9 protein-coding genes are annotated in these 12,309 nt (G+C 58.8%); 2 read left to right on the forward strand and 7 right to left on the reverse strand.

Going from position 1 to position 12,309, the window contains the following annotated elements; genetic code table 11:
* Positions 1 to 8: 8 nt before the first annotated feature.
* Positions 9 to 2,768 carry a GNAT family N-acetyltransferase gene (locus tag IIC71_01225; protein ID MCH7667815.1) on the reverse strand — a complete coding sequence of 920 codons (2,760 nt, stop codon included), beginning with the start codon at positions 2,766 to 2,768 and terminating at the stop codon, positions 9 to 11.
* A gap of 91 nt (positions 2,769 to 2,859) precedes the next feature.
* Here IIC71_01225 and IIC71_01230 point away from each other — a divergent pair, with 91 nt between their 5' ends.
* Positions 2,860 to 4,353 (forward strand): AAA family ATPase, encoded by a 1,494-nt coding sequence (locus tag IIC71_01230; GenBank protein MCH7667816.1) that lies wholly within the window; start codon positions 2,860 to 2,862, stop codon positions 4,351 to 4,353.
* Positions 4,354 to 4,363: 10 nt separating this feature from the next.
* Here IIC71_01230 and IIC71_01235 read toward each other — a convergent pair whose 3' ends face one another.
* Together IIC71_01235 and IIC71_01240 are read right to left on the reverse strand one after the other, a co-directional pair.
* Positions 4,364 to 5,686 (reverse strand): HAMP domain-containing protein, encoded by a 1,323-nt coding sequence (locus IIC71_01235; protein MCH7667817.1) that lies wholly within the window; start codon positions 5,684 to 5,686, stop codon positions 4,364 to 4,366.
* Entirely contained in the window at positions 5,683 to 6,369 is a 687-nt protein-coding gene (locus tag IIC71_01240; GenBank protein ID MCH7667818.1) for a response regulator transcription factor, read from the reverse strand. Before IIC71_01240 ends, IIC71_01235 begins: the two co-directional genes overlap by 4 nt.
* A gap of 101 nt (positions 6,370 to 6,470) precedes the next feature.
* Here IIC71_01240 and IIC71_01245 point away from each other — a divergent pair, with 101 nt between their 5' ends.
* Positions 6,471 to 7,064: a hypothetical protein gene (locus IIC71_01245; GenBank protein MCH7667819.1), complete on the forward strand. Its 594-nt coding sequence runs from the start codon at positions 6,471 to 6,473 to the stop codon at positions 7,062 to 7,064.
* Positions 7,065 to 7,144: 80 nt separating this feature from the next.
* Here the strand turns inward: IIC71_01245 and IIC71_01250 are convergent, their stop codons facing one another.
* The 4 genes from IIC71_01250 to IIC71_01265 all read right to left on the reverse strand — a co-directional run bounded on the left by IIC71_01250 (position 7,145) and on the right by IIC71_01265 (position 12,121).
* Positions 7,145 to 8,743 (reverse strand): ABC-F family ATP-binding cassette domain-containing protein, encoded by a 1,599-nt coding sequence (locus tag IIC71_01250; protein ID MCH7667820.1) that lies wholly within the window; start codon positions 8,741 to 8,743, stop codon positions 7,145 to 7,147.
* 33 nt (positions 8,744 to 8,776) lie between these two features.
* The gene (locus IIC71_01255; protein ID MCH7667821.1) at positions 8,777 to 9,538 is read right to left on the reverse strand and encodes a septum formation family protein; all 762 of its coding nucleotides are present in this window, start codon (positions 9,536 to 9,538) and stop codon (positions 8,777 to 8,779) included.
* A 9-nt stretch (positions 9,539 to 9,547) separates the two neighbouring features.
* Positions 9,548 to 11,674 (reverse strand): EAL domain-containing protein, encoded by a 2,127-nt coding sequence (locus tag IIC71_01260; GenBank protein MCH7667822.1) that lies wholly within the window; start codon positions 11,672 to 11,674, stop codon positions 9,548 to 9,550.
* 150 nt (positions 11,675 to 11,824) lie between these two features.
* A complete protein-coding gene (locus tag IIC71_01265) occupies positions 11,825 to 12,121 on the reverse strand; it encodes an S-layer homology domain-containing protein (GenBank protein MCH7667823.1) in 297 nt (98 codons plus the stop codon).
* Positions 12,122 to 12,309: the final 188 nt, after the last annotated feature.

Genomic DNA, 12,309 nt, shown 5'->3' on the forward strand with positions numbered 1-12,309 from the left:
CGTGTACCTTAGATCTCTGAGGGAACGTCGCGCCGGTTTGGTACCCACCGGTCTCCTATTGGGCACACCCGAATCCGGGCATCAACTACGGAGATGCCCTCGCCGGGGCGTCGCACTTTGACCGGATTCAGATCCATCTCGACAACTTCAGGGAGGTCCTGCACAAGAGCTGATATCCGCAGGATGGCATCTTCCACAGCAGGAATGTCGCCGGCGTCTCCGCCTCGATACCCACGGAGAAGACGTGCCGCCTTCACTTCTGACACCATGTTGTGCGCATCGACGTCGGTGACAGGATGAATACGAAACGACACGTCACCGATCAACTCGACAAACACGCCACCGAGGCCAAACACGATCAGGGGGCCGAAATTCGGGTCCTCGGTCATTCCGATGAGGACCTCGTGTCCCCCAGCAAGGAACTCCTGTACGAGAACTCCCTCAGCGTCGTCGGCGACGGACATCACTTGATCAAACGCACTCCGCACAGCTTGCGCATCGTTGAGATCAAGAACGATCCCGCCGATGTCGGACTTGTGCAACGCTGAAGGAGCAACCACCTTCAGCACAACCGGGCGGCCCAGCTTCGACCACTCAACAACAGCCTGCTCAGCGGTGGTCACCACTTTCGAGAACGGAAGCGAAAGCCCATACGCGCTGAGAACTCCCTCGACCTCATCCGGATCGAGCCACAGCCCTTCGTCTTCGGAAGCGCCAGCCGTTGCCCTCGATACCGCCGCGTCGACTATCGCCCGGGCACTTAAGGGGTCGACATCCTCAAATTGGACCACGGCCCCCGGGTCCGCTTCGCGCCATTGTGCATATCCGAGCGCTTTCGCCAACGCACGGGCGGCTTGCTCGGGAAACGGATAAGTGGGAAGTCTGTTGCGACCGGTGGACAGTTCGTCGGGGGCGCCACCCGACGACATGTAGACCGCCAGCAACGTTTTGTCGCCGTCGTATTTGTCACCCGTGTCGCGAATTGCTTGGGCTGTCTCTATCGCTCCGTCGGCTGACGTCGGGATGAGAATGACAAGCACAGCGTCGATCTCATCCGACTCAAGGAGGAGCGAAAAACACGCTGCGTACTGCTCGGGGCCCGCAGATGCGATCATGTCGACCGGGTTAATTACCGAAGCGTCTGGCGAAAGAACCTTTTGCAGCCCCGCTCGTAGCCCCGCCGAAAACTCGACTACTTCGAGTCCTTGAGCTTCCAATGCGTCTACGGCGAGGATCGCGGGGCCGCCGGCGTTCGTGAGTACTGCAACTCGGGGACCCTTGGGAAGAGGTTGATTCGCCAGCAACGACGTCACGTCGAACATCGATTCCAGGGTATCAAGGCGAATAACACCCGATTGATGGAAAAGCGCATCGACAGCGGCGTCGGCACTTGCGAGCGAACCGGTATGGCTGCTTGCAGCTCGAGCCCCAGCCGCGCTGCGCCCAGATTTCACAACCACGATCGGCTTTTTCCTCCCGATGCGCTTCGCGATGCGGCCGAAGCGACGCGGGTTCCCAAACGACTCGAGATACAACAATATGACGTCGGTCGCCGGGTCATCTTCCCAGAACAGCAGCAGGTCGTTGCCGGAGACATCGACCTTGTTACCGACGGACACGAAGCTGGAGATCCCGATATTGAGACGTTTGGCGTAATCGAGGATCGCAATCCCCAGCGCACCACTTTGCGAGGACATGGCGACGTTACCGCGTGGCGGGGCAACCGGTCCGAACTGGCCGTCCATTGAGACAACGGGGTCCGTGTTCAACAGCCCCATGCAATTCGGACCGACCATACGCATACCGCTCGAACGCACGACCGCTAGGAGCGCTCGCTCCCGTGCGCGTCCCTCAGAACCTGTCTCACCAAACCCGGCCGAGATCACCACAATGCCTCTGACGCCTTTTTCGGCGCACTCTTTCACTACGGCGAGAACATGCTCGGCTGGTACTGAGATGAAGGCGAGATCGATGGGATCGGGAACGTCGAGCACCGACGGGTACGCCTTCACGCTTTGCACAACCGACGCACTCGGATTGACCGGGAAAACGGGGCCGGTGAACTCTCCTCTGAGGAGGTTCCTAAACAAGCGCCCGCCGATCGACATCGCGTTGCGGCCGGCGCCGATCACCGCAACCGAATGCGGATAGAAGATCGGCATCATCGAGGCAGTAATGGCGCGACGTTCCCGTTGAATTTCGATCGCCAGACGCTCCTCGGATTCCTCCGTAGGAAACTTCACGACGTACATGCCATCCTCAAAGGAGCGTTCCATTGCAAATCCCGCATTGCGAAACACGCGCATCATCGCATGGTTTTCTGCGAGGACGAAGGCGTTGAACCGGTCGATGTCTTGGGTACGGGCGTACCGAGTCAGATGTTCAATCAGAAGCGACGCAACCCCGCGCTGACGATGGCCCTCGGCGACCGCGAAAGCGACCTCAGCCTCGTTCCCTTCCCCTTGCCGATCGTACCGGCCGACACCAATGAGCTCACCGGAAGCTATCGCGACGAAGGCCATGCGAGCTGCGTAATCGAGAACAGTGAATTGCTCAATCTCGTCGTCAGTGAGGCTGTTCTTGACGCGAAAGAATCGGAAATAGGCGCTCTGCGACGACATGCCCTGAACCAGGTCCTGAAGACCCTCTCCGTCCGAGGCCAGGATCGGTCGAACTCGAACGGTCTTGCCATCCTTGAGGACAGCGTCAAACTGCCACGCGACGGGGTACCCGTCAGGAGCGTCGCTGACGACAACGTCTGCGTTCATGCGGTGATACCTTCTGCTGGAACCGGCGGTACCGCCGCATTGTCCCACAGAGATCGTTTCGGGAGTGATCGCGTTGCACCGATGACACCGCATGGACTCAATGCAAGATCTCACGGCGCTGCTCCGCTCACGCCATCCGCTGTTGAGCGTCCAAACCTTTGAAGAATCAAGGTTCTTACGACTCCTCACCCGAGTCGCAAACAACCTGTCGCTGCCAGTCTGGACGTGGTCGGCCACGAGAGGTTTGGCCAGGGCCGGTCATGACGGACAGTACGGTACGCAAAAGCCGATCGTCGCCCTTGAATTCACCGCCGAGATCAAAACGCCGGCAGTGTTCGTGTTTGCGGACCTGCACCCGTTCTTCACGGATCCTACGGTCGTGAGAGGGTTGAAGGAAGCCACCGCACAAGCAGCGGAAGGGCAGACGTACATCGTCACCGGACCCGACTTCAAGATGCCAGACGAACTTCGGGAACAGGCCAGGCAGTGGCGACTGCAACGTCCAAGCGAATCGGAAATCGCCGACCTTGTCGATACGTTGCTGCGTGAATTTACCCGCAGGGGTCTGGCGGTCGATCTCGACTTGGACGACCGGGAGCAGACGGTGTCGGCCTTGAAGGGACTCAACCTGACCGAGGCTGGCCGCCTACTGCAGAAAACGTGGCTCGACGAGACAGTGATCGACGAGACCGATATTCCGAAACTTCGAGTGGCCAAGGCCGCGCTACTCGCCGACGACGGCGTGCTTGAACTGATCGAGCAAAATCTCGGGAACCTCGACCAAGTCGGCGGCCTTGAAGGCCTCAAGCGTTGGTTGTCCTTACGCGAGCGCGCGCTAGCCCAGGACCTCGCTGAACAGCTTGGAATCGGTACGCCGAGAGGGATCCTCGTGACGGAAATTCCCGGATGTGGGAAATCCCTGATCGCAAAAACGCTAGCCGCCACGTGGCAAAGACCGCTTGTGCTCCTCGATCCGGCACGGCTTTACTCAAAGTACATTGGGGAAACCGAGAAACGGCTCATCAATTCTCTAACCTCCATCGAGACCATGGCCCCGGTTGTGTTATGGATTGACGAAATCGAAAAAGGTTTCGCCACTTCGGGCGACGGCGACGGAGGTGTGAGTCGACGAATCCTCGGAACGCTGCTTCGTCGGATGCAAGACCACAACGCCGACGTCTTCATCGTTGCGACCGCAAACGATGTCACCTCGCTACCGCCCGAGTTTCTACGCCGCGGGCGTTTCGACGAGATCTTCTTCGTCGATCTGCCAGACGAGGACGCAAGACGTGCGATCTTTGAACTTCATTTGGAACGCCGCAAGCTCGACATTGCTGACTTCGCAATCGAAGATCTCGTGGCAGCCGCGAAAGAGTTCTCCGGTGCTGAAATCGAGGCGGCAATTGTCGGTGCGCTGTACCGATCGCTCGACGACGCCGCACCGCTGAGTACGTCGCACATCCTGCAAGAGATCGCCGCAACGGTACCTCTTTCTCAATCTCGACCGGAAGATATCGATCGCCTCCGGGCATGCGCGCGTGACCGAGCCGTCCCGGCGGCGGGAACTCGCGAAGCTGCTCGGTAGAGCTAGATCGTCACGTCGACCCGGCAACGATCGGGAACGACACCTCGACTCGGGCCCCACCTGACGCGCCGCGCCGCACCAGCACAGTGCCCGCCCCCCTTTCGGCAGTGCGTCTCACAATGTCGAGACCGAGGCCGGTGCCACCAGCGCCAGACACACCACGCTCCATGACCTCTTCCTGGACGTACCCAGATCCCTCGTCTTCGACGACCAGCACCGCGTCGCCACGCGGAGTCCGGTGAGACATCAGCGTGTATCCACTGCCCGACGGCGTGTGAGAAAAGACGTTCTCGAGCAAGGTGTCGATGATGACACCTAGATCATCGGACGACAGACCGATGACGAGGTCCCCACCAGACGTCACAATCGTTGTCGGCCGTCCCTGCTCGTCGGCGAGCACCTTCCAAAACGGGCCGCGATGACGCACTACATCGGACATATCGCAGCGATGGCCTTGCTCGTCCGTATCGGGACGACGGACCTGTTCGATGAGCGAGTCCACCGCGGTTTCAACTGCCTCGATGTCCTTGAAGATCGCGCTCGCCTCCTCCTTGTCTGACAACGTCCCCGCCTGAAGACGGAGCGCCGTCAGTGGCGTGCGCAGCATGTGCGACAAGTCTGCAAGTGACTCACGTTCCGCATAGAGGAGATCTCCAAGCTGGCGTGCCAGAGCGTTGAACGCCACTCCAACCTCGGCGATCTCCGCGGGACCATCTGGTTCGACCCGGGTGTCGAGATTACCAGCGCCTAGTTGACGCGCAGCCTCGGACAGGGCAGTCACCGGACGCACCACCGATCTTCCGAAACGGTCCGCAGCCCAGACAGCGACTAGCAGCAAGAAGACGCCGAGACCGCCGAGCATGAACCAGGCAACCACGACGCCGCGAGTGAGTTCTTCCGTCGACACAAACGACCGAACAACAACAGCCGCGGTACTGCTCGCTGGAAAGTCGGCGACCAACACTGGAACGAGAACTTCCACCCCTTCTGGAATACGGGCCGTGAACGCACTACCTGACCGGGCCCGATCCAAGTTCACTCCCGAAGTGGAACCCTCGCCAACGATTTCGTCCGAGGGCAAAATGACCGAAAGCCCTGGCGGCGATCCAAAGCTCTCAAGCACCGCAGTGACCAATGTCAGGTCGTCAGGTGCCGCTTCTGGCTCGGATGCGAGCACAGCTACGGTCGCAGCAATGGATTTTGCCTCGCGTTCGGCGCGTGAGATGGCACGGTCCTGTGCCTGGTTTCGAACCAACACCGCAAGCGGGATAAGGAATGAGACGACAACGAGTGCCACAACGGCGAGCGACACAAGGGCGAGTCTGCGTCTCACTCTCCGGGATCGACCAGCTTCACTCCGACCCCGAACACGGTCTGGAGATACTTCGACTCAGCGCCGGACTCGCCGAGTTTCTTACGAAGCCATGAGATGTGGACGTCAACAGTCTTCTCCGACCCGCCGTACGGTTGACGCCACACTTCAGCGAGGATCTCACGCTTCGAGATGACCTCGCCCACGCGTTCAGAAAGGAACCTCAGTAAATCGAACTCCTTGGGACTCAGTTCGAGGGTCACACCGTCCAAACTGACAGATCGCGCAGCTGCATTGATCTCTATTCCACCGACGACGATCGGTTGGCCACGGCGACCTTCCCCCGACACCCGTCGAAGCACGGCGCGGACGCGTGCCTCAAGTTGCTCGACGGAAAACGGCTTGACGAGGTAGTCGTCGGCTCCTGCGTCGAGAGTTTTGATGATATCCACGTCCTCGCCACGGGCGGTGGCCACAATGATCGGCACGTCGCTAACTGCCCGGATCATCTTGAGCAGCTCGTTCCCATCAAGATCGGGGAGGCCCATGTCGAGAATCACAAGATCCGGTTTCCCACGCACAACCGCGTGAAGCCCGTCCATTGCGGTCACCATTGACTCGACGACGTAACCCTGACCTGCAAGCACACGGGCGACCAGCTCGCGAATCCTCTGTTCGTCTTCGATGATCACTACGGACACCATGTGTCCACTGTAGAGGTTTTCCGCAATTCTCAACAGACTTTATTGACTCTTTAACGTAATATTGGCCGCAGCCAAAGGAGGTGTGCACCACAATGGCAGCAATGCGGCAGAGACTCCTCCTCGTCGTCGGCTGGGTCATCGTGGCCACCGTGACAAGTTTGGTCGCTTTGGGTGCCGTGACGGTCGCGGGAGGTCGCGTAAATGACCGCCCACTTGAACCGTTGTCGGCAGCTGAAGTAGAAGCGCTTCCCGTCGCAGTGACAGTGGAATCTGCGAACGAGCCCCAAGCCTCCGGCGGCGTCGATAGCGTTGAGAACACGTCCGAGGAAGCGCCCGACCAAACCGGTCAAACCCGCGAGGGTGATATAGCAGCCGACGGAGGGGGAAATCCTCCCGACGACCGCGTCGGGGATATTGACCAAAACCGGTCAACAGCTAACTTCGACGACTCCGTCGCGGAAATTGCCGCGACACAAGTCGCGCATCTCGTTGGAGGATCAATCGGGATAAGACGCTTGGGTGGCGAACTGTTCCTGCAGTGGGTGTCGCCGCAGCCGGGGTTTTCCACCGAACTTGTCCTCGCTCAAACCGACTTCGTGCGTGTCGCCTTTAGCTCCCCGACACATCGATCGCTGGTACTCATCACGCTCGACATTTCTGATATCGAAGTGACCATCACCGAATCTTCGACATGAGAAACAGTTCGCGGCAGCTGGGAGTCCCGACGACGATCCGCTGAGCGTCGCCTCCGAGCATCGATGTCGGTGTTGGTGGACTACGTCAGGGCGACCATTTCGAGAAGTTCCTCCTCAAACCAAACCGTGTCTCCATCGGGCATCAAGATGGCACGATCGGGAACGAGCTGCTCGACGAAGTCGGTGTCGTGACTAACCAGAATCAAGGTACCGACGTACTGCGTAAGCGCGTCGAGTAATGCCTCCTTCGACTGCGGGTCCAGGTTGTTCGTTGGTTCATCAAGGAGAAGCAGGTTGTGTCTCCCCATCACGACCTGGGCTAGAGCGAGCTTCGTTTTCTCACCGCCGGACAACGTGCCGGCATCCTGTTCGACCTTGTCAGCCAGAAGAAAGTGCCCGAGCACCGACCGCAGCTCCCTATCAGGCGACCCGGAGACATCACGCATGTGGTCGATCACTGACTTGCCGGCGCGGATCTGCTCGTGTTCTTGCGCGTAATAACCGACTGATGCGCGTAACCCGTAATGCACGTCACCAAGATCGGACGTCTCGACTCCCGCAAGAATCCGCAACAGGGTGGTCTTCCCAGCACCGTTCAGCCCAACGATAATCATCCGTTCACCGCGGTCGATATCAACGTCGATGTCGACAAACACGACGTTGTCCGCATAAGCCTTGGCCAGCCCCTCGGCCTTGATCGGTGTCCGACCCGTAGTCTCTGGTTGAGGAAATCTGACCGCGACGTTGCGGCGATTCGCCGAGATCTCGGTCCGTTGGGCTTTTAGCTTCTCGACACGGGTCTCCCACGAACGCGCACGCTTGGCCAGCTTCTCGCTCGAGCCTTTAAACCGACGGATGCCCTCCTCAAGGCGAGCGATCTTTGCGTCTTGGTGTTTGCGTTCCTTAAGTCGTCGATCGCGACGGCTCTCACGCTCGGATAGGTAGTAGGAGTAGTTTCCACGAAACGCCTCGAGCGCACCATTCTCGGTGGCGAGCACAGATGTGATGGACTTGTCGAGCAACGGGAGGTCGTGACTAATAACCAACATTCCACCCTGGTAGCGGGAAAGAAAATCCATCAACCACGTCTTTGCTTCGAGATCGAGGTGATTCGTTGGCTCATCCAAAAGCAAGGTATCGGTCTCCGCAAAGAGAATGCGTGCGAGCTCGACCCGGCGGCGTTGGCCACCCGACATAGTTGACACCGGCTGGGCAAGGTCGTCGCCAGCAACGCCAAGCGACGCTGCGAAACGAGTCGCTTCCGCAATAGCGACGTATCCGCCCGCAGCTGTGAACTCGTCGTCAAGCCTGGCATATCGGTGAATCAGCCTGTCACGTTCGTCCCCATCGGCCTGCTCCATATCGCGCCTGACGGACTCCATTCGTCGTTCGAGTGCTCCGATGTCGCGCGCCATCAGGATGCGCTCCAGCGCAGACATTTCCGCGTCCTCAATATCGACGAGCGCGGCTTCTTGGGATAGATACCCCAGCCTGCCCGAAACGACCACCTCACCAGATGCCTCCCGGAGCTCCCCGGCCAGAGTTCTCATGAGGCTCGTTTTTCCCGCGCCGTTGTGACCGACGAGCCCGATCTTGTCACCGGCTTGAAGGGAAAAGGAGACGTCACTCAGCAGGGTGCGTGCGCCAACAACAATGGATACGTCGCGTACGATGAGCATTGCGGGCGATAGCTTACGTCGCTTTGGACCGGGTCAGGCCGAATTCGCGGAAAGTTGAAGGAGGCAGACGATCGCGCGCTCGCCATTTGACCATCCCAACTGCGGTGGGGCGAAATAGGTGGGCGTGCCTTCAATGCTGAGTTCGGCCGCCAAATTGTCGCACACCGCTTGAGCGTCCTGAGGCATGGATTCGGGGTAGGCAGCGTCCCCGTCTCTGTAAAACTCGATACCGAGCACCTCAACATCGGCGACATCGCAATCGACGAGTTGCACAGTAAAGACCACGCTCGACGGGGGTGCCACAAAGCAGGCACCGACTTCGAGGGCACGGCGCGCCACGCGGCGAGTCTCCGAATCAACGCGAAATGACCCGACTGCATTGGTCCCATCGAGCAAGAATGCGTAACAACCAAAGGTGCGTACGCCGTCTTGCCACTCTCGAACGGACGGCGTGAAAAATGCAAAGTCGAAGTTTCCTGTACCTATCAGCGTGTCCGTGTATATCTCAAGTGCCGGCGCACAACTCGACACCGCCTCCGCGTTGAATGTGTTGATGTCTGCCCACTCGGTAGCGGCGGTTTCGTTCAACGAGAAGAGCTCGTAGGTGTGCGGAAACTCACAGTCAACAATCTCCACACCAGCGACCGTCCGGGTCGTCGGTTCATCGAACACAAAACATTGCCCGATCGCGACGTCGAGGAACCGTGTCAGATTTCCGGGAAGCGGCGGGGTTGAACTACTCGCGCATGCGGCAAACACCACGCACGCTCCGAGCAGAAGAAACCACCTAATCATGCCGAGATTCTACGCTGTTTCAGATCCTGGTACAGCTCGAAGCTTGGCGGGTCCCCCACTTATCATCAACACAGTCTCAGCGAGCGTCGGGTGCGTTTCGTTTGACATCCAGCGCTCGAACTGCAGGGCTGGCATCGGTTTTGCAAACAGGGAGCCCTGCATCACATGGCATCCGTCATCCAGCAGATGCCTCGCCTGATCGAGAGTCTCGACTCCCTCAGCGACCGCTTTCATCCCTAGTGCGTCAGCAAGCGTCAAAATGACCGTCGACAGTACGGCCGAGCCTCCCGAACCATCGATGTCGCGCACAAATGCACGGTCCATCTTTAGCGTGTCGATCGGGAAACGTTTCAGATAGCTCAGCGAGCTGTACCCCGTTCCGAAGTCGTCGATCGCGATCTGCACACCCATGCTGTGCAGGCGGTCTAGAACTCGCCTCGTCAGTTGAGTGTCTTCGATGAGGGTCCCCTCGGTGATCTCAATCTCGAGTTTCACAGCAGGCAGACCTGCATCGCTTAGCGCACGGTGCAAAACTTCTACGAAATCGCCACGACGAATCTGACGCACAGACACGTTGACGCTCACAGAGTCAAACTCCATGCCTAGACGCATCCACAACACTGCTTGCCTACATGCCTCCCGAAGAACCCACTCCCCAATTGGGAGAATCAGATCGGTCTCCTCGGCTAGCGGTACAAACCGCGACGGCGGCACAAGACCGAACTCAGGATGATGCCAACGCAGCAACGCCTCAAAACCAACGGTGCGGCCCTCGACTACATCAACCTTCGGTTGATAGACCAGCTCAAGCTGACCTTCGTTGTCGAGAGCCCTGCGCAACCCATCAATTAGGGAGAGTCGCTCTGATGTCTGATCCCGGAGTTCTGGGGTGAAGTACTGGTAGGTGTTGTGCCCGGCTGCCTTAGCGGAGTACATCGCAATATCGGCGTCCCGGAGCAAATCTTGTGCGTTGTCGTCGTCGACCGGATAGAGCGCGATGCCGATTGATACCGAGGTTCGGAACTCGATACCGTTGATGTTGTACGGAACACTGAGGGCGGCGAGAATCTTCGTTGCGACGTTGCCGGCGTCTTCGATTCTGTGGTTGCCTTCGAGAACAACCGTGAACTCGTCCCCACCGAGGCGCGCAACAGAATCTGACTCACGAACGGTCCCAATGAGCCGCTCGGCGACTTGCTTAAGTAGGTCATCACCCACGGCGTGCCCGTAACGATCGTTGACACCCTTGAAGTCATCTAGGTCCAAAAACATCAACGAGACGAGCGAACCGTCGGTCCGTGCACGGGCCACCGCCGACTCGAGATGTTCGTTGAATAAGGTCCGGTTCATGAGTCCGGTGAGCGGATCGTATCTCGCAAGGTATGTCAGCCTGCGCTGATCCCGATCACGGGCATCTCGTTGTTTTTCGACATGGCTGTACCAGACAGTACGAAGTTGCCGTTCGGCCGGCCGGATGAGAAACAAGCCCTCTAGCACTATGAGGATGAGCGTCGCCGCAAGCAAGATGAGCTGCGTCGTCTTGAGTGATTGAACGCGGCCCGCGGCATCATTCTCGAGCTGGGCGACAACGACTTCCATCGCGGCCTGGAACAGGGACGACTCATCATCGATCGCCTCGACGTAGGTCGCCGTAGGTTTACCGTCGGAGAGTGCCTTGATGTAGGCGTTTGTGGAGTCCCTGAGTCCGGCGCGATAAGGTTCGGCGACCATGAACAGCTCAAGAATAACTGGCCCGGTGTTTCCGGGTAAGCCAAGCTTGGGGTCGCCAACCCAGAGCCCGCTTTGCACCATTTCGAGTTCGTCGAGCGTTGATCGGATGGCACGGACAACATCGTCGACGGGTATCGAACCCGCATTGGCGAGTCCACTCTGGGCCTGGACCGCGATTCGTTGGGCAATTGTGATCTGACCGGCGGCAGCGCTCACTTGGGCAGCGTCGTGCTCTTGGCCGTTGAGCGACGATTGCGTGACAAACGCTCCCGCGATGATGAGCAGGGCTATCAGTCCTAGACCGACCACATACCGAACAGTCGACTTACCGATGACTGCGTCGACAGGACCCGGCTGCGTGGGCGCCTGATGGACCCAGGGTCGTCGCAGCATCTTGTGTATCACCAATCCTGTCTAATTGACATTGGCGCGGCGCAGGGCGCTCACCGGTCCAACAAGATGACTATCGGCAAGGCCGCACTGAGAATTGAGCCGTGATCGTGGTTCGCAGAGAGTTTGTCGACCTAGTGCCGCGTCAGGCAACGGCACTAGCTTCTAACCGAGAGCTCGGTGCAGGAACGCCGCCATCTGACCCCGCGTCACAAAACCGTTCGGACAGAACCAATCCCCCACCGTGTTACAACCCCGTGTGATCCCCTCACCAGCCAACCACAAAATATCGGCGTCGAACATCGAATCACCGATATCCACAAACATACCCGAGTCAACACTCTTAAACGTACAAGTCAGAGTCTCACCCGCAGCCACCGTCACCGTCCCAGTGGCCCCAGAAGACGTACAGCCACCCCCAATACCAGTCAACTCATAACCCGCAGACAGACTCTCAGTCACCGCATAAGAACCCGGCGACACAGTGAAAGACCGCTGACCGGTCCCAGCCGCCGTCGTGATCTGTCGCGTGTCAAGTAGATGAGACAGATTTCTGGTCTGGTGGGTTTGGTTTCGGGGTTTGTTGGTAGCGTTCGATGGGTCGGGCCATGCCGATTCCTTCGTGGGGCCGGATCGTGTTGTAGACGATC

It is taken from the genome of Acidobacteriota bacterium, assembly GCA_022562055.1.
Lineage (GTDB): Bacteria > Actinomycetota > Acidimicrobiia > Spongiisociales > UBA5794 > BMS3BBIN02.